Source organism: Pseudomonas sp. YuFO8 (assembly GCF_035065025.1).
In the GTDB taxonomy this organism is placed as follows: Bacteria; Pseudomonadota; Gammaproteobacteria; order Pseudomonadales; family Pseudomonadaceae; genus Aquipseudomonas; species Aquipseudomonas putida_AE.
Genome location: NZ_JAXDEQ010000022.1, coordinates 74,909 through 90,599, shown reverse-complemented (window position 1 = coordinate 90,599; position 15,691 = coordinate 74,909). Strand labels below are relative to the sequence as shown.

General features: G+C 61.7%; 20 protein-coding genes and 1 pseudogene. 7 read left to right on the top strand and 14 right to left on the bottom strand.

Annotated elements, in window-relative coordinates; all coding sequences use genetic code 11:
- Positions 1-151: 151 nt before the first annotated feature.
- Positions 152-349 carry a DUF2188 domain-containing protein gene (locus SOP95_RS19920; RefSeq protein WP_274077406.1) on the bottom strand — a complete coding sequence of 66 codons (198 nt, stop codon included), beginning with the start codon at positions 347-349 and terminating at the stop codon, positions 152-154.
- A gap of 219 nt (positions 350-568) precedes the next feature.
- Here SOP95_RS19920 and SOP95_RS19915 point away from each other — a divergent pair, with 219 nt between their 5' ends.
- Complete coding sequence (locus SOP95_RS19915) at positions 569-931, top strand: NUDIX hydrolase (protein WP_323608059.1); 363 nt, start codon at positions 569-571, stop codon at positions 929-931.
- A gap of 10 nt (positions 932-941) precedes the next feature.
- On the opposite strand, the gene SOP95_RS19910 is transcribed toward SOP95_RS19915, so the two are convergent.
- The 8 genes from SOP95_RS19910 to SOP95_RS19875 form a co-directional block, all read right to left on the bottom strand.
- The gene (locus SOP95_RS19910) at positions 942-1,715 is read right to left on the bottom strand and encodes a 1,6-dihydroxycyclohexa-2,4-diene-1-carboxylate dehydrogenase (RefSeq protein WP_323608058.1); all 774 of its coding nucleotides are present in this window, start codon (positions 1,713-1,715) and stop codon (positions 942-944) included.
- Between the two features lie 134 nt (positions 1,716-1,849).
- Entirely contained in the window at positions 1,850-2,863 is a 1,014-nt protein-coding gene (gene benC / locus SOP95_RS19905) for a benzoate 1,2-dioxygenase electron transfer component BenC (RefSeq protein WP_323608057.1), read from the bottom strand.
- A gap of 10 nt (positions 2,864-2,873) precedes the next feature.
- Positions 2,874-3,362 carry a benzoate 1,2-dioxygenase small subunit gene (benB, locus tag SOP95_RS19900; RefSeq protein WP_274077410.1) on the bottom strand — a complete coding sequence of 163 codons (489 nt, stop codon included), beginning with the start codon at positions 3,360-3,362 and terminating at the stop codon, positions 2,874-2,876.
- Positions 3,359-4,723, bottom strand: a complete 1,365-nt coding sequence (benA, locus tag SOP95_RS19895) for a benzoate 1,2-dioxygenase large subunit (RefSeq protein ID WP_323608056.1) — start codon at positions 4,721-4,723, stop codon at positions 3,359-3,361. The genes benB and benA overlap by 4 nt, the downstream gene beginning before the upstream one ends.
- Before the next feature lie 233 nt (positions 4,724-4,956).
- A complete protein-coding gene (locus tag SOP95_RS19890) occupies positions 4,957-5,916 on the bottom strand; it encodes an AraC family transcriptional regulator (RefSeq protein WP_274077412.1) in 960 nt (319 codons plus the stop codon).
- 198 nt (positions 5,917-6,114) lie between these two features.
- Positions 6,115-7,044: a catechol 1,2-dioxygenase gene (gene catA / locus SOP95_RS19885; RefSeq protein WP_274077413.1), complete on the bottom strand. Its 930-nt coding sequence runs from the start codon at positions 7,042-7,044 to the stop codon at positions 6,115-6,117.
- Positions 7,045-7,094: 50 nt separating this feature from the next.
- Entirely contained in the window at positions 7,095-7,385 is a 291-nt protein-coding gene (gene catC, locus SOP95_RS19880) for a muconolactone Delta-isomerase (RefSeq protein ID WP_007978984.1), read from the bottom strand.
- A 10-nt stretch (positions 7,386-7,395) separates the two neighbouring features.
- The gene (locus SOP95_RS19875; protein ID WP_274077415.1) at positions 7,396-8,535 is read right to left on the bottom strand and encodes a muconate cycloisomerase family protein; all 1,140 of its coding nucleotides are present in this window, start codon (positions 8,533-8,535) and stop codon (positions 7,396-7,398) included.
- A gap of 127 nt (positions 8,536-8,662) precedes the next feature.
- Between SOP95_RS19875 and SOP95_RS19870 the strand changes: the two genes are divergently transcribed.
- Positions 8,663-9,562, top strand: coding sequence for a LysR family transcriptional regulator (locus SOP95_RS19870; protein ID WP_274077416.1), 900 nt, complete (start codon positions 8,663-8,665; stop codon positions 9,560-9,562).
- Here the strand turns inward: SOP95_RS19870 and SOP95_RS19865 are convergent.
- A complete protein-coding gene (locus tag SOP95_RS19865; protein WP_323608055.1) occupies positions 9,559-9,798 on the bottom strand; it encodes a DUF1652 domain-containing protein in 240 nt (79 codons plus the stop codon). The two genes, SOP95_RS19870 and SOP95_RS19865, sit on opposite strands and share 4 nt — an antisense overlap.
- Before the next feature lie 96 nt (positions 9,799-9,894).
- Positions 9,895-10,794: a polysaccharide deacetylase family protein gene (locus SOP95_RS19860; protein WP_274077418.1), complete on the bottom strand. Its 900-nt coding sequence runs from the start codon at positions 10,792-10,794 to the stop codon at positions 9,895-9,897.
- A 228-nt stretch (positions 10,795-11,022) separates the two neighbouring features.
- Here SOP95_RS19860 and SOP95_RS19855 point away from each other — a divergent pair, with 228 nt between their 5' ends.
- Both SOP95_RS19855 and SOP95_RS19850 read left to right on the top strand, forming a co-directional pair.
- Positions 11,023-11,706 carry an SOS response-associated peptidase gene (locus SOP95_RS19855; RefSeq protein WP_323608054.1) on the top strand — a complete coding sequence of 228 codons (684 nt, stop codon included), beginning with the start codon at positions 11,023-11,025 and terminating at the stop codon, positions 11,704-11,706.
- Positions 11,707-11,884: 178 nt separating this feature from the next.
- Positions 11,885-12,154, top strand: coding sequence for a hypothetical protein (locus SOP95_RS19850; protein WP_274077420.1), 270 nt, complete (start codon positions 11,885-11,887; stop codon positions 12,152-12,154).
- Between the two features lie 132 nt (positions 12,155-12,286).
- Here SOP95_RS19850 and SOP95_RS19840 read toward each other — a convergent pair whose 3' ends face one another.
- From SOP95_RS19840 to SOP95_RS19830, 3 genes are all read right to left on the bottom strand, one after another.
- Positions 12,287-12,433, bottom strand: coding sequence for a hypothetical protein (locus SOP95_RS19840; protein ID WP_323608052.1), 147 nt, complete (start codon positions 12,431-12,433; stop codon positions 12,287-12,289).
- A gap of 70 nt (positions 12,434-12,503) precedes the next feature.
- A complete protein-coding gene (locus SOP95_RS19835; RefSeq protein WP_175649005.1) occupies positions 12,504-12,815 on the bottom strand; it encodes an AzlD domain-containing protein in 312 nt (103 codons plus the stop codon).
- On the bottom strand, positions 12,815-13,513 hold the full coding sequence (locus tag SOP95_RS19830; protein ID WP_274077422.1) for an AzlC family ABC transporter permease: 699 nt from the start codon (positions 13,511-13,513) through the stop codon (positions 12,815-12,817). The genes SOP95_RS19835 and SOP95_RS19830 overlap by 1 nt, the downstream gene beginning before the upstream one ends.
- Positions 13,514-13,925: 412 nt before the next feature.
- Between SOP95_RS19830 and dapA the strand changes: the two genes are divergently transcribed.
- The 3 genes and pseudogenes from dapA to SOP95_RS19815 all read left to right on the top strand — a co-directional run bounded on the left by dapA (position 13,926) and on the right by SOP95_RS19815 (position 15,689).
- Entirely contained in the window at positions 13,926-14,801 is an 876-nt protein-coding gene (gene dapA / locus SOP95_RS19825) for a 4-hydroxy-tetrahydrodipicolinate synthase (RefSeq protein ID WP_323608051.1), read from the top strand.
- Positions 14,802-14,861: 60 nt separating this feature from the next.
- Positions 14,862-15,230: a DUF2784 domain-containing protein gene (locus SOP95_RS19820; RefSeq protein ID WP_274077424.1), complete on the top strand. Its 369-nt coding sequence runs from the start codon at positions 14,862-14,864 to the stop codon at positions 15,228-15,230.
- 29 nt (positions 15,231-15,259) lie between these two features.
- Positions 15,260-15,689: pseudogene (locus SOP95_RS19815) on the top strand (LysR family transcriptional regulator).
- Positions 15,690-15,691: the final 2 nt, after the last annotated feature.

The following is a 15,691-nucleotide window of genomic DNA, read 5'->3' as shown; positions in this document are numbered from 1 at the left end:
GGACCAGTCCCCTTCTGTGCAACGGCGCCGGGTTTTCTTGCAGATTATTTTTGTCGAGTTCTACAGGGATCAATTGTGGGAGCTGTTCGCTCCCACATTGGTTGCGCAATCAAGACCCGGTTTCCATAGGACCTGGGCCTTGAGCCTGCCTTCATGTCGCTTGCTGATTGCGAGGCTTGGTTGAGCGGGCTTTATAACCCGGCAGCGCAGCCGCAAAGGCCAGCGCCTCTTCCCGACTGGCAAACGAGCCCAGCCGGTCGCCCTGGGTGCAGACCCGCCATGGGCCGTTGTTCACACTCAGTACGTCATAGCCGTTCATGTGCATCTTGTTCAACATCGGAACGCTCATAGTCACCTCCATCTTGGCAGTGATCACAGGGTTGACTTGCCTACCTTACACCCCCCTGCCGTGAAGAGGCCGACCAGACGTCGAGTCAGGCCAGTGGCAGCGAGATTGCACTTTTAGACACCTTTGTTGTTCAAAATGTCCAGGAAAGCTTGCAATGGATTACGGCCCGAATATTGCATTTTTGTTACACTTATGTGACAGCCTGGATTGAATGAACAGATGAAAGTACGTGCAACCGTCATTTGCGAGCACGACCGCCATATCCTCATGGTGCGCAAGGCCAGAAGTCGCTGGATGTTGCCCGGCGGCAAGGTCGAGCGCGGTGAGACCGTGCAGGATGCTGCATTGCGCGAGTTGCAGGAAGAAACAGGGCTGGGCGCCGAGGATATGCTGTACCTGATGGAACTCGAAACACGGGGCACCCGACACCATGTCTACGAAGCATCGTTGCTCGATGCGGAGCATGCGCGACCGCTAAACGAGATTTTCGATTGCCTCTGGTACCCGCTGGATTCGGTGCAGAACCTGAACCCCAGCGACGCCACGCTGCGGATCATCAGCGCATTTCGGCGTCGCCTGTAGTTCACCCGCCTCAGCCCTGATCGCCACCGCCCACCGGCATGACCATGCCGGTGATGTAGGACGCCTCGTCGCTGGCGAGGAACAGAATGGCGCCGGCCTGCTCATCCAGCGTGCCGTAACGCTTCATCAAACTGCTGTCGAGGGTCTGATCGACGATCTGCTGGTACCAGACCCTCTCTTGCTCAGTCTGCTCGGCCGCATTGCGCGGCACTCGCCGCGGCGGTGCCTCGGTGCCGCCGGGTGCTGTGGCGTTGACCCGAACGCCGCGACCGGCGGTTTCGAACGCCAGGCACGCGGTCAGCGCATTCACCCCGCCCTTTGCAGCGCCGTAGGGCACACGGTTGACGCTGCGGGTGGCGATCGACGACACGTTGACGATAGCGCCACTGCCCTGCTCCAACATGTACGGCAAGGCGGCATGGCAGCACCACAGGGTCGGGAACAGCGAACGGCGCACCTCGGCCTCGATCTGCGCCGCTTCGTAGTGCTCGAACGGCTTGGCCCAGATGGTGCCGCCGACGTTGTTGACCAGCACATCGAGACGAGCGAAACGCTCGATGGCGGTTTGCATGACCCGGTTGCATTCCTCGTATTGCTCAAGATCGGCGGTCAGGGCCAGGACCTGGCTGTGCGGGGCCAGTTGTTGCTGCACTTCGAACACCAGGTCCGAGCGATCGACCAGGATCAGCTTCGCGCCTTCAGCGGCCATGCGCTCGGCAACGCACCGCCCGATGCCCTGGGCCGCCCCGGTGATCAGCGCGACTTTGTCGTGGAATCTGTTCATGTGTACCTCACACGCCGCCCCCTGTAGGAGCTGCCGCAGGCTGCGATCGTTTGATCTTGATTGTAAAAAACAAAATCAAAAGATCGCAGCCTGCGGCAGCTCCTACAGGGGAGGCGTCGTCGTATGGAGTGGGTTCAGGCCGCGCTGGCGGCGAATTTCTCGTAGTAGAAATTGGCCGGCGCAATGCCCTGCTCACGGATGAACTGGCTGACCGCTTCGACCATCGGCGGCGGGCCGCACAGGTACAGATCTACGTCGCCATCGTTCAAGTGCTTGGGTTCGATGTGCTGGGTCACGTAGCCCTTGCGCGGGTGCTGGCTGTCGGGGCTGGCCACGCAGGCGCTGTAGGTGAAGTTGGGGATGCGGGTGGCGAAGGCTTCCAGGCGGTCGAGTTCCACCAGGTCGAAGTCGTGGGTCACGCCGTAGATCAGGTGCAGCGGGTGTTCACTGCCCTGCTCGGCGATCTTCTCCAGCATCGCGGTGAACGGCGCCAACCCGGTGCCGCCCGCCAGCAGCAACAACGGCCGGCGGATATCGCGCAGATAGAAACTGCCCAGGGGCCCGGCCAGGCTCATGCTGTCGCCGGCCTTGGCCATGCCGGTGAGGAAGCTGCTCATCAGGCCGCCGGGCACGTTGCGAATCAGGAAGCTGACTTCACCGTCGCGCTGCAACGAGCTGAACGAATAGGCGCGGGTCTGCTCGCTGCCGGGAATGCCCAGGTTCACATACTGACCCGGGAGGAACGCCAGCTTGCTCAAGGACTCGCCCTTGATCGACAGGGCAATGGTGCTGTCGGACAACTGGCGCACGGCGCTGATGGTAGCGTCATAGCTGGCCTGGCTGGTGCGGCAGACATCCGAGGACACCGGCACCCGCACCACGCAATCGCTCTTGGCGCGCATCTGGCAGGTCAGGACATAACCTTGCCCGGCTTCTTCGGGGCTTAAGGCATCTTCGATGTACTCCTCGCCCAGGTCGTAGCTGCCCGCTTCGGCAAAACACTTGCAGGTGCCGCAGGCGCCGTCACGGCAGTCCAGCGGAATATTGATGCCCTGGCGGTACGCGGCATCGGCCACGGTTTCGCCGGCATTGGCGTCGATGAACCGGGTGACGCCGTCTTCGAAGTTGAACGCAATGGAATGGGTCATGACGGCAGCCTCACAAGTGGTAAACATCGATGACCTGGCGAACGTAGTCGTTCTTCAGGATCACTTTCTTGGCCTTGATCAGCGGGTTTTCACCGCGTACGTCAAGGGTGTAGAAACTGCTGCCGAAATAGCTGTCGACGGTCTTGTAGCGAAAGCTCAGGGTGTGCCAGTTGAAGCGCACCTTGCACAGGCCGTCGGCTTGTTCCAGCAGCTCGATGTTGCTGATGTTGTGGGAGGTGCGGGTGTCCGGCACGGTGGCACTGGAACGCTCGGTCTTGATGCGGAAGATGCGGTCTTCGAGGCCGGTGCGGTTGCCGTACCAGATCAGCGAGATTTCCCGCTGCGGGTCTTCGGTCAGTTCGTCGTTGTCGTCCCAGGACGGCATCCAGTAGGTCGCGTCGGGGGCATACAGTTCCAGCCACTCGTCCCACTGGCGGTCATCGAGGTAGCGTGCTTCGCGATAGAGGAAATCGCGCACCGCTTCATAGGAAATGGTCATAACACATCCTCCACGGCGATCAGTTTCGACTGCTCGGCCGCCAGGGCCTTGAGCATGGTCTGCTGCCAATACTTGTGTTGCAGCACGAACAGGCCTTCGTCTTCGGTGCGCACGCCGCTGAGCAGCGGGTGCAGGTCGATTTCCTTGGCCGCGTCATCAGCGCCTTCGATCCAGTGCTCGGCGCCACGGGACATGTCGTTCCAGGTGGTGACGCTGCCCTGGTAGCTGGTCTGGCAGGAGCGGAACTCTTCCAGGTCGTCCGGCGTGGCCATGCCGCTGACGTTGAAGAAGTCTTCGTACTGACGAATCCGGCTCGAACGCGCGTGATCGCTTTCGCCTTTTGGAGCGATGCAGTAGATGGTGATTTCGGTGCGGTTGACCGAGATCGGCCGGGCGATACGGATCTGCGAGCTGAACTGGTCCATCAGGTAGACGTTGGGGTACAGGCACAGGTTGCGCGAGTTCTCGATCATCCAGTCGGCGCGGGCCTTGCCGAAATCTTGCGCCAGCTCATCGCGACGCTCGTACAGCGGACGGTCCTCGGGGTTGGCCCAGCGGGTCCAGAGCAGCATGTGGCCCTTGTCGAAGGAGTAGAAACCACCGCCCTGCTTGGCCCAGCTGCCGGCGCTCATGGTCGGGTTGGTGTCACCGGCTTCGCGCTGTTTGCGCTGGTTCTGGGTGGCGGCGTAGTTCCAGTGCACGGAGCTGACGTGGTAACCGTCGGCACCGTTTTCGGCGGTGAGTTTCCAGTTGCCTTCGTAGATGTAGCTGGAAGAACCGCGCAGCACTTCCAGGCCGTCGGTGGACTGGTCGACGATCATGTCGATGATCTTCGCCGACTCGCCCAGGTGCTCGACCAGCGGCAGCACATCGGCCTTGAGGCTGCCGAACAGGAAACCGCGATAGGATTCGAAGCGCGCCACCTTGGTCAGGTCGTGGGAGCCTTCGCAGTTGAAGCTCGACGGGTAGCCGGCGTTGGCCGGGTCCTTGACCTTGAGCAGCTTGCCGGAGTTGTTGAACGTCCAGCCGTGGAACGGGCAGGTGTATGAGCTTTTGTTGCCGGACTTGTGCCGGCACAGGGTCGCGCCGCGATGACTGCAGGCGTTGATGAAGGCGTTGAGCACACCGTCCTTGTTGCGCGCGATGAAGATCGACTGGCGCCCCATGGTGGTGGTGTAGAAATCGTTGATGTTGGGGATCTGGCTTTCGTGCGCCAGGTACAGCCAGTTGCCTTCGAAGATGTGTTCCATCTCCAGATCGAACAACCGGGGGTCGGTGAACATCTCGCGTTTGCAGCGATAGAGGCCCTGCTCTGGATCGTCTTCAAGCAGGGATTGCAAATATTCGGGTCGCAGGGTCATGGCCGCCGCCTCCATTGTTATTGTCCAGGCAGGGGTCATGCTAGGACGGGGCGATGGGGCGGACTATCCGCGGGGTGCAGACCTTTATCCGTTTTGTGCAGGGGCTTGGGATGGACACCGCCCCCCCTTGTAGGAGCTGGCTTGCCAGCGAAAGCGGTGGGTCAGGCAACTTCAATGTCGCCTGATACGCCGCCTTCGCTGGCAAGCCAGCTCCTACAGGGGGTCGGGTTGACTCAGTGGCGGCGCTTGAGGGTGTCGGACGGCAACTCGCCGAACTGCTTGCGGTAACTGTCGGAGAACCGGCCCAGGTGCAGGAAGCCGTAGTCCATCGCCACTTCGGTGACGTTGCGCACGTTGCAGGTCGGGTCGCTCAGGCAGGCGTTGATGCGTTCCAGGCGTTTCTGGCGCAGGTAGTTTTTTGGCGTCAGGCCGGCGTTGCGTTCGAACAGGCCATACAACGAGCGCAAGCTCATGTGCGCCTGGCGCGCCAGCTCTTCGCTGTCGATGTCCTGCTTGAGGTTATTGGCGATGTAGTCGGCAATCGCCTCGAAGGTGGCCGTTTGCGAGCCCAGTTCAAGGCGACAGACGTTGGTCTTCATCAGACTGAGCATCTTGCTGACGATGATTTGCGTGTAATGCTCCTGCACCCTGGGAATCTGCTCGCTGGATTCGGCCTCCTGGCAGATCATCGCCAGCAGATTGACGAAGCCTTCCAGTTCATTGAGCTGATAACGGTTTTCCAGGAACCGCACGCCCTGCCCCGGATAGCGCCAGCGCTGCTCATCGCAGACGGACTCGAACAAACGGGTGGGGACTTTGAGGATGAATTTTTCGCAATCGGCGGAATACGTCAGGTCCACCGGATCGTCGGGGTTGATCAGCAACAGTTCGCCGGGGGCGAAGTAGTGCTCCTGGCCGTGACCGCGCCACAGGCAGTTGCCGCGCAGCAGCACTTGCAGGTGGTAAATGCTCTCCAGCGCACCGGAGGTCACCCGCACACTGGCGCCGTAGCTGATGCGGCACAGGTCGAGACTGGCGAATTTACGATGATCGAGGCTGGCCAGCGGGCGGCCGGCTCGGGGCATGAGGATGCAGTGATTACCGACGTGCTGATTGACGTAGCCGGACACCGCGTAGGGGTCGGCCTGGTCGAATACTCTGCTGCGCTGACTCAACAGTTGAGTTTGCATCATCGGGTCACTCTCGTTGTTATTATGGTTTGCGTCGGGACATTCTAGAACACTGGGTCATTCGCTCGGGATAATCCAGACCGTTAACCGAAACCCCTTGTGGGAGCGGGCTTGCTCGCGAAGGCGGAGTGACAGTCAACATAAGTGTTGAATGTTAAACCGCCTTCGCGAGCAAGCCCGCTCCCACAAGGGGGGTTGCTATCAGTCTTCCAGTGCGCGAACCCGCTCGTGGCGCTGCTGCTCTTCAGGCTGGGCGGTCGACTGCAGGGTGAAATCGAACTCGATTTCGGCAAAACGACCGCTCACACCATGGGCCGCCGCGCGCTGTTGATCGTCGCTGAAAGTGATCTTGGCGATCAGCTCGTCACGGGTGGCGTAGGCGAAATCGTCATGCAGGTATTTCTCACCATCCAGGTTGATCTGGGTCGTCAGGTGGCGATGGTCCGGCGCGGAAATGAAGAAGTGCACGTGCGCCGGGCGCTGGCCATGACGGCCCAGTTGATCGAGCAGTTGCTGGGTCGGACCGTCCGGTGGGCAGCCATAACCCGACGGCACGATGCTGCGGAAACGGTAGCGGCCTTCGGCATCGGTGACGATGCGGCGACGCAGGTTGAAATCCGATTGCGTAGGGTCGAAGTACGAGTAGGTACCACCGGTGTTGGCGTGCCACACGTCGACCACGGCACCGGCCAGGGGCTCGCCAGCGGTGTTGAACACGCGGCCTTGCATGAACAGGGTCACACCCGGGTCGACGCCGTCATCCAGACGGGCTTCGCCTTGGGACAGCGGTGCACCGGCCACGTACAGCGGGCCTTCGATGGTGCGCGGGGTGCCGCCGGACTTGCCGGCCTGCTCGTCTTCGGCGTCCATCAGCAGGTCAAGATAGTGCTCAAGGCCAAGACCGGCCACCACCAGCCCGGCTTCCTGGCGCGCACCCAGCACGTTCAGGTAGTTGACCGCTTTCCAGAACTCTTCCGGGGTCACGGCCAGGTCTTCGATGATGTTCACCGAGTCACGCAGGATGCGGTAGATCAAGGCCTTGGTGCGTGGGCTGCCGGCATCGTTGTGCAGGCCGCTGGCCTCTTCGAGAAATTTCTGGACTTCGGCAGTGTGGGAAATCTTTACGTTCATCAGGGGTTTCTCATCTTGTAATTATTAGCGTAGCGCTGGACAGGCTGGGCTCAGCGGTCGTCGTCACGGATGGAAGAAGGATGCCGGCACATCGCGTCGATCTCGATGGCCATGTACGGAAACAGCGGCAGTTGCATCAGCAGGTCATGCAGTTCCTGGACGCTGTCGACATCGAACACGCTGTAGTTGGCATAGTGCCCGGCGATGCGCCACAGATGACGCCACTTGCCCTGCTCTTGCAGGCGCTGGGCCAGGGCCTTTTCGTCGGCCTTGAGCCTGGCCGCCGCTTCGGGATTCATGTCGACCGGCAGGTTCACGGTCATTTTTACGTGGAACAGCATAATGCTCTCCTCAGGCTTGATGAATAGTCTTGTCGCGACGGAAGAACGCCAGGCGCTCCTCATCCAGGCTCAGGCCCAGGCCCGGCGTGTTGGGGACATGCAGTTCGAAATCGCGATAGACCAGCGGCTCGCTGAGGATGTCCTCGGTCAGCAGCAGCGGGCCGAACAGCTCGGTGTCCCACGCCAGTTTGTTCAGGGTGACAAAGGCATGGGCCGAGGCCATGGTGCCGATTCCGCCTTCGAGCATGGTGCCGCCGTACAGGGCGATCCCGGCCGCTTCGGCGATCGAGGCGGTGCGCAACACGGCGCGTGGGCCGCCGTTCTTGGCGATCTTCAGGGCAAACACCGAGGCCGCGCCTTCGCGTGCCAGGTTGAAGGCATCTTCCACGCACTCGATGGATTCGTCGGCCATGATCGGCGCCGGGCTCATGGCATTCAGGCGTGCCATGCCCGCGCGGTTGTTGCGCGAGATCGGCTGTTCGATCAGGTCGATGCCATTGGTGCCCAGGATTCGGCAAGCACGCAAGGCCACCGCTTCGTCCCAGGCCTGGTTGACGTCGACCCGAACGCTCGCGCGATCGCCGAGGGCTTTCTTGATCGCGATCACGTGGGCCAGGTCGCGATTGACCTCGCCGGCCCCGATCTTCAGCTTGAAGATGCGGTGGCGGCGCAGGTCGAGCATTTTTTCCGCTTCGGCGATGTCCTTCTCGGTGTCGCCGCTGGCCAGGGTCCAGGCCACGGGCAGCGAGTCACGCACGCGGCCGCCCAGCAACTCGCTGACCGGCAGGCCCAGGCGTTTGCCCAGGGCGTCGAGCAGCGCGGTTTCCAGGCCGGACTTGGCGAAGGTGTTGCCACGGATGCTGCGCTCGAGGCGCAACATCGCGGCATTCACATTGCTGCTGTCCTGGCCGATCAGCAAAGGCGCGAAGTGTTTGTCGATGTTGGTCTTGATGCTGTCGGGGCTTTCGTTGCCATAGGCCAGGCCACCGATGGTGGTGGATTCGCCGATGCCTTCGATGCCATCGGCACAGCGCACGCGAATCACCACCAGGGTCTGGTTCTGCATGGTGTGCATCGCCAGCTTGTGCGGGCGGATGGTCGGCAGATCGACGATGATCGTCTCGATCGATTCAATGGCTGTAGCAAGCATTTCGATACCCGTCAGGTTCTTGAAGTTCTGAGCCCGATTCTCATACGGCTTTTTCCGGGCGGCCAATATAGAATTGGTCTGGCTTGATACCTTCAAGGTATGCAACCGCTGAAGATCCGGAGGCTCCATGGAACTGCGTCACCTGCGTTACTTTCAGGTGTTGGCTCAAACCCTCAATTTCACCCGCGCCGCCGAACGGCTGCACATCGCCCAGCCGCCCTTGAGCCGGCAGATCCAGCAACTGGAGGATGAACTGGGGGTGATGCTGCTCGAGCGCGGCCGGCCGCTGAAGCTGACCGACGCCGGGCGTTTTTTCCATGAGCACTCCACCGCCCTGCTCGACCAGTTGCACAAGGTCTGCGACAACACGCGGCGCATAGGCCTGGGGGAAAAGACCTGGCTGGGTATCGGCTTTGCGCCATCGACGCTGTACGGCGTGCTGCCGCAATTGATTCGCCGCTTGCGCAGCGGCGAGCCGCTGGAGCTGGAACTCGGGCTGTCGGAGATGACCACGCTGCAGCAGGTCCAGGCCCTCAAGGCCGGGCGCATCGACGTCGGTTTCGGCCGCATCCGCATCGACGACCCGGCCATCGTCCAGACCGTGCTCACCGAAGACCGCCTGGTGGCCGCCCTGCCCGCCGGCCACCCGCTGCTGGCGGGCCCTGTCAGCCTGCGCGACCTGGCCAAGGAGCCCTTCGTGCTGTACCCCGGCAACCCGCGCCCCAGCTACGCCGACCACGTGATCGCGCTGTTCGAATCCTATGGGGTGAGCATCCATGTGGCGCAATGGACCAACGAGCTGCAGACGGCGATCGGGCTGGTGGGGGCCGGGATAGGCATCACCCTGGTGCCGGCCTCGGTGCAGTTGCTGCACCGCGACGACATCGGTTTCACCCCGCTGCTGGAAGACAACGCCACCTCGCCGATCATTCTCAGTCGGCGGGTCGGCGACGTGTCACCGGGGTTGAACCATTGTTTGCGGGTGATCGACGAACTATTGCCACATACGATCACGCGTGGTGTTTAACCGGCGAAGGCGCGGCGCCCGGCGCTCATCTCGGTGCGCAGTTCACCGATGAAGTCGGAGATGGCCCGCATGCTGGTCAACTGCTCGGTCGATACGCCGGCAAGCATCAGCTTGACTTGCCCGTTGGCGGGATCAAAGACCTCGATCCGCAGCAGCCCGCCACTCTCCGTGCATTGACAGGCCAGGGGCTTAAAACCGGACTCCAGAATGTTGCAAAGGGCTGAAATGGCGACCATGGCCGTTGCCTCCGTGGCGGGTTGATCAGAACGGATCCAATCAGAATAGATGCGTTTGGCCAAATGTGCGCCAGTCCATTAGTGATATCCACTTCATCAATGACTGTTGTCTTTCCAGATCCAGTTCCAGATCCCCGGTAATTGCGCCGGCTGTGAACTGTCGCGCAGCGTGCGCGCCATGGCGGCCCGTTGCAGCGCGGCGGTGTCGTCGTAAAACGCCATCGGGGCGACGCTCACCCCTGTCGCCCGTGCACTGTCGAGCAAAATCTGCAGGTACTCGCGGGCATGCCGGGCGGTGTAGCGATTGAGGTCGTGGAAAGTCACCACCACCGGAATCACCCCATCCACCACCGGTAGCTCGCCGCGGGCAATGCGCTCGCGCACCTCGGACATCGAACGCAGCATATGAGCGCGGCGCCGGGGGCTGGCGTTGAAGCCCCAGATCTTGCCGTCGTTGGCGCTCAGGTCGGTCAGCAGCACATGCAGGCCATGCTGCTGATAGGCGGCGAACGTGCGTTTGTCGTAGCTCCAGAATGGCGGGCGCAACAGGGTCGGCGGCGCACCGGTGATCGCGGCGATGTCGGCACACCCCTCGTTGAGCGCCTGCTCCAGTTCCTGATCGTCGAGGGAGCGATGATTGGTGTGCGAAGGCGTGGCCGTGTGGAAGGCCAGGATATGCCCGGCATCACGTTCGCGGTGCATGACCGCCCGCCCGATGTCACTGGCGCCGGCCCGTGGGGCGCGGGTCTGGACGAAAAATACCGCCTTGATCCCGGGTTGCACAGGATTGATCGCCAGGCTGTCGAGCACGGTCTCGGTCGGGTTCCAGAAACTCGAGGCGCTGGGCCCGTCGTCGAACGTCAGCAGAAAGCGGATCGGTGGTTGCGCGCGCAAAGCCTGTTCGGTTTGCGGGGTCATTTCGATGGGAGCGGCGATACAGCCCAGCAGACCGACTGCCAGGGTGCACACCGATAGAACCTTGAGCAGCTGTTTCATGTTTCGCCTTGGGCAGACCCGCACACAGCGGCGGGCCGAGGTTGGATAAGGTACACAGTGTTTGGTTCCGGTGCTCGCCCGGGCGTTGGCTCAGTTCGCCAGGGCCAGCCCGCGATGACGGCGTTACGGCCACCATCGCATCGCCAGCAAGCCGGCTCCTACAGCGCTCGGCTGAACGCAGATTGTTCAAACATCTATGCTCAATAATCCAGCCGGAGGGTTCGATCGATGTGTGGACGATTGTCGCAATACCGGGGCATCCACGATTTCGTGGCGGTGCTGAGCATTCCCGATGCCTTGCTCAACCAGGTCGGCGATCAGCCGCTTGGGCGCTACAACGCCGCGCCCACCACCCAGCTCGCGCTGTTGCACCTGGAGAACGACGGCCTGCACGCCGACTCGCAGCGCTGGGGCTGGCGACCGCACTGGGCGAAGGATCGGGCGGCGCCGATCAATGCGCGGGTCGAGAAAGTCGCCCACGGCCCGTTCTTTCGAGCGATCTGGCCCCATCGCGCCATCTGCCCGGTGGACAACTGGTTCGAATGGGTCGATGCCGGGGACGGCACCCGGCAACCCTGGCTGATTCGCCGGCGCGACCAGGGGCCGGTCTTCTGTGCGGCGATCGGGCAATTCCCGGTGAGTGGCGCAGCCCCGAGGGACGACGACGGCTTTGTCATCATCACCGCCGACAGCGCGGGCGGCATGCTGGACGTGCATGATCGTCGACCGGTGGTGTTCAACGCCGAACTCGCGCGGGAATGGCTGGACCCGGCGACGCCCAGGGAACGTGCCGAGCAGATGGCGCTGCTCCAAGGCGAAGACAGTGGCGCTTTTGAGTGGTACCGGGTCGACAAGGCGGTGGGCAATGTCAGGAATCAGGGGCCCGGATTGATTGACGCTTTGAAGGAATAACACCTGTAAAAGCATGGCACTTTGATGCTTCCACCGCTTGTCAGACAACGCCATGGTCTTACATACATTTGTCGGCACTGCCGCTAGGATTCGCGCCGTATTGCCGAGTGGCATACCAATTGACCAAAGAGTCAACAATTAAGGAAATCCCATACATCAAGCCTTGCAGAGAACTCAATTGCGCGACGATTTTACAATTGATCAAGTCGCGAGTCTGGCGTGCATTTATCTTACAAAGACAGAGCACTACCAACTCGACTGTTTCATCGGGCAATACATACAGACCCGTAACTTGCTTTCCATTCCCAATATCAAAGAAGTCCTGAGTTCAATACTCGAAAGCTATCCGGGCAAGCCCCCGGTGATGGTCAACGAACTGAACGCCTGGATTGACAGGAAGCTGGGTTATCGGGCCACGCACCCTGATTTCCCGCCGTTGCTGGAATAAACGCAACCCTGTAGGAGCGGGCTTGCTCGCGATGGTCGTCAACGATGACGCGGGGTACCTGATGCCCCGCGGCGTTCTCGAGTTTTTCGCGAGCAAGCTCGCTCCTACACAGTTGCAGTGTTCGCAGGTTGCTTAGAACTTGCGGTCAGGTTCCGACAAATCCTTGCCATCGTCGGGATGTTTCCAGTCCGGAGTCGAACGCTTCTGCTGTTCGATTTCTTCTTCCGTCGGTTCATCCTCGTCTACATCCGGACGCGGTTGTTTTTGCTCTGTTGCCATGTGCTCACCTCTCTTCCTGAAAAGGGATCGGTCATCAACTTCAAGCGTAGAACAATTTCCCGCGCCCCACCTACAGCCACCAACGCAGCAAAAAGAAAAAGCCCATGCTCAACAACATGCTGAGCAGGGTGTTGCGGGTGTACAGCACCAGGCCGACGGCCACCAGCGAACTGATCAGGTAGGGGTTGTCCCATTGCAGGTTCAGTTGCTTGTCCGGCATGAACACGATCGGCCCGCAGATCGCGGTCAGCATGCCCGGCACGGCGAAGCCGAGGAACTGCCGGGCATTGCTGCTCAGGCGCACCGGCAGACGCGGTTCGAGGAACACATAGCGGTTGAGAAACACCAGCACGCCCATGCCGAAAATAACTGCCCAGACCATCATGTGCGTGCTCCATGGAATTTGTTGCAGATAAACCCGGCGGTCATGCCGGCCAGCCCCGACAGCACCAGGGCCGAGCCCCATTGCCAGTAGCTGAACAGCACCGAGCAGAACAGCGAGACCGCGACGCAGACCACGGTCGGCACGTTGCGCACCACCGGGGTGATCAGGGCGATGAAGGTGGCCGCGATGGAGAAGTCCAGCCCCAGGTGTTCCAGGCCCGGAATGCTGCTGCCCAGCACGATGCCCGCCAGGGTGAAGAGGTTCCAGGCGATGTAGAACGTCAGGCCCACACCCAGGGCGTACCAGCGATTGAACTGTTGCCTGTCGTGCTGGCTGACCAGGGCGAACAGTTCATCGGTGAGCAAGAAGCCCAGGCCCGCGCGCCAGCGCCCCGGCAACGGCGAGATCACCGAACGCAGGCTCATGCCGTAGAGCAGATGCTGGGAGGTCAGCAGCAAAGTGGTCAGCAGGATCGAAAAGATCCCGGCCCCGCCCTTGAGCATGCCGATCGCCACCAATTGCGCGGCGCCGGCAAACACGATGCTCGACAAGCCCTGGCCTTGCAGGGGTGTGAGGTTGGCTTCGATGGCCATGGACCCGGCCAGCAAGCCCCAGGGGGCCGTCGCCAGGGATAACGGCATGATCGCCACGGCGCCACGTAAAAACGCGCTGCGCGGCATGAGTGAGTTGGACATAACGCTCTGCAACCAGGGAAAGACCGCAGACTTTGCCAGCAGTCACGGCCGATGGCTTGAACAATCTTGCGCAGTTTGCACTGGCTGCTGCCTCGCTCAACATGACGATGCCGCATTTTCCTGATTGACAAACCACCCGCCGGCTTTTAAAACTGGGCGCCTCATTCAGGGTGTAAACAAAGATGTCCGCAACCTTCAATCTCGACGCTCGTGTCATTGGCTTGACTGCCAAGGCCCAGGCTCGTGTTGCGCGCACCCTCAAATCGAAGAAACAGTCGCTCATGTGACCGGGGCGCGCTGTCCCGTCAGATGAGCTGACAGGACATTGAGCGCGACGGACCACCCGCCCCTTGCTTACCTCCTCCTGCCCTTCTGACGGTGACGAAATCGGTCGACCATCAGGAGAAAGTGCATGTCATCGTTCCAAGGTATCTGGGTTCCCCTCGTTACGCCGTTCCACCATGGCGCCATCGATTTCATCGGTTTGCGCCGGCTGGTCAGCCATCTGCTGGAAAGTGGCGTCGACGGCCTGATTGTCTGTGGCACCACCGGCGAACCGGCGGCCATGGGCAAGCACGAGCAGCTGGCGGTGCTCGATGCGGTGCTGGAGCAGGTGCCGGCTGAGCAGGTGGTCATGGGCCTCGCCGGCAACAACCTGATCGAGCTGCTGCACTTTCAGGAGGAGATTCTCAAGCGCCCGGTGGCCGGCCTGCTGGTGCCGCCGCCCTATTACATCCGGCCGTCCCAGGCCGGGCTCGAAAGGTTTTTCCAGACGGTCGCCGATGCCTCCAGCGTACCGCTGATCCTGTACGACATCCCCTACCGCACTGGCGTGACCTTCGACCAGGGGACCTTGTTGAACATCGTCGCCCATGAGCGCATCGTCGCGATCAAGGACTGTGGCGGCAACCTGAACAACACCCTGGCATTGCTGGCCAGCGGCAAGGTCGACGTGCTGTGCGGTGAAGACAACCAGATCTTCAATGCCCTGTGCCTGGGCGCCAAAGGCGCGATTGCCGCATCGGCGCATGTCCATACCGATCGTTTCGTGACCTTGTACCGACAAGTTCGCGACCACCAGCTGGCGGCCGCCCGTGCCACGTTCTTCCAGCTGCTGCCGCTGATCCAGAGCCTGTTCATCGAACCCAATCCCGCGCCGGTGAAAACCGCGCTGGCCCTGCAAGGTTTGATCGGCGATGAGCTGCGCGCGCCGATGCAACGCAGCAGCGAGGCCATGGTCACGCGTTTGAAGGAGGTGCTCGGCGCGCTGGCCAGCGACAATCGATAGAGCGCCAGGCCGCCGCCCGCGTACCATGGTGCGATTGGACCGACGCGCCAGGAGGTCGACATGCTCTATCGAATCGCCGCCGATGGCCTGGTGTTGTTGCACCTGGCGTTCATTGTGTTCGTGGTGGGCGGCGGCCTGCTGGTGCTCAAATGGCCGCGCCTGATGATGTGGCACCTGCCTGCCGCCACCTGGGGCGTGGCGGTGGAGCTGTTCCACCTGCCCTGCCCGCTGACACGCTGGGAAAACAGCATGCGCCAGGCCGCAGGGGAAACGGGCTACGGCGCTGGCTTCATCGAACACTACGTGTGGCCGATCATTTACCCGGCAGGACTGACGCCGGCCATCCAGCTCGGACTGGGCGGTGCGGTACTGCTGGTGAACGTACTGGTCTATCTTCGATTGATCCGGCAGAGGAAACGCCGACTGTAACGCCTACGGCAAACACGAGGACCCGGTCCATGCTGTCGACTGAAGACCTGACGCTGCTGCAAGCGATCCGCGAGACCGGCAGCCTGTCGCGGGCCGCCGCCTACCTCGGCAAGGCGCCCTCGACGGTGTCCTATGCCGCGCGGCAACTGGAAGAACGCTTCGATGCCCTGCTGTTCGATCGCCGGCGCTACCGCCTGCAACTCACCCCGGCGGGTGAATTGCTGGTCAACGAGGCGGCGCGCCTGATGCAGGACGTAGCTACCCAGGCACCGGGTCGGCTCGTTACTGAGCAATGGCTCGCTGGTTGAAAAGCAGATGGCCGACCCGCGCGAGCCGAACATCCTGTATGCCGGCTGGCGCGGTGATCACGACGGGCGTGCTTTGGGCTGGTGGCTGGAAAAGCTCAAGCAATCCTATCTGTGCACCCGGCTGGTACAGGGCAGCGACCGCTTTGCCTGAGC

Coding starts and splice junctions, on each gene's coding strand:
- catC (WP_007978984.1), bottom strand. CDS start 7,385: ATGCTGTTCCACGTAAAAATGACCGTGAACCTGCCGGTCGACATGAAT.
- dapA (WP_323608051.1), top strand. CDS start 13,926: ATGTCATCGTTCCAAGGTATCTGGGTTCCCCTCGTTACGCCGTTCCAC.
- SOP95_RS19865 (WP_323608055.1), bottom strand. CDS start 9,798: ATGGTCGCCATTTCAGCCCTTTGCAACATTCTGGAGTCCGGTTTTAAG.
- catA (WP_274077413.1), bottom strand. CDS start 7,044: ATGAACGTAAAGATTTCCCACACTGCCGAAGTCCAGAAATTTCTCGAA.
- SOP95_RS19875 (WP_274077415.1), bottom strand. CDS start 8,535: ATGCTTGCTACAGCCATTGAATCGATCGAGACGATCATCGTCGATCTG.
- benA (WP_323608056.1), bottom strand. CDS start 4,723: ATGACCCTGCGACCCGAATATTTGCAATCCCTGCTTGAAGACGATCCA.
- SOP95_RS19820 (WP_274077424.1), top strand. CDS start 14,862: ATGCTCTATCGAATCGCCGCCGATGGCCTGGTGTTGTTGCACCTGGCG.
- SOP95_RS19835 (WP_175649005.1), bottom strand. CDS start 12,815: ATGGTCTGGGCAGTTATTTTCGGCATGGGCGTGCTGGTGTTTCTCAAC.
- SOP95_RS19910 (WP_323608058.1), bottom strand. CDS start 1,715: ATGAACAGATTCCACGACAAAGTCGCGCTGATCACCGGGGCGGCCCAG.
- SOP95_RS19870 (WP_274077416.1), top strand. CDS start 8,663: ATGGAACTGCGTCACCTGCGTTACTTTCAGGTGTTGGCTCAAACCCTC.
- SOP95_RS19890 (WP_274077412.1), bottom strand. CDS start 5,916: ATGATGCAAACTCAACTGTTGAGTCAGCGCAGCAGAGTATTCGACCAG.
- SOP95_RS19855 (WP_323608054.1), top strand. CDS start 11,023: ATGTGTGGACGATTGTCGCAATACCGGGGCATCCACGATTTCGTGGCG.
- benC (WP_323608057.1), bottom strand. CDS start 2,863: ATGACCCATTCCATTGCGTTCAACTTCGAAGACGGCGTCACCCGGTTC.
- SOP95_RS19860 (WP_274077418.1), bottom strand. CDS start 10,794: ATGAAACAGCTGCTCAAGGTTCTATCGGTGTGCACCCTGGCAGTCGGT.
- SOP95_RS19920 (WP_274077406.1), bottom strand. CDS start 349: ATGAGCGTTCCGATGTTGAACAAGATGCACATGAACGGCTATGACGTA.
- benB (WP_274077410.1), bottom strand. CDS start 3,362: ATGACCATTTCCTATGAAGCGGTGCGCGATTTCCTCTATCGCGAAGCA.
- SOP95_RS19915 (WP_323608059.1), top strand. CDS start 569: ATGAAAGTACGTGCAACCGTCATTTGCGAGCACGACCGCCATATCCTC.
- SOP95_RS19840 (WP_323608052.1), bottom strand. CDS start 12,433: ATGGCAACAGAGCAAAAACAACCGCGTCCGGATGTAGACGAGGATGAA.
- SOP95_RS19830 (WP_274077422.1), bottom strand. CDS start 13,513: ATGTCCAACTCACTCATGCCGCGCAGCGCGTTTTTACGTGGCGCCGTG.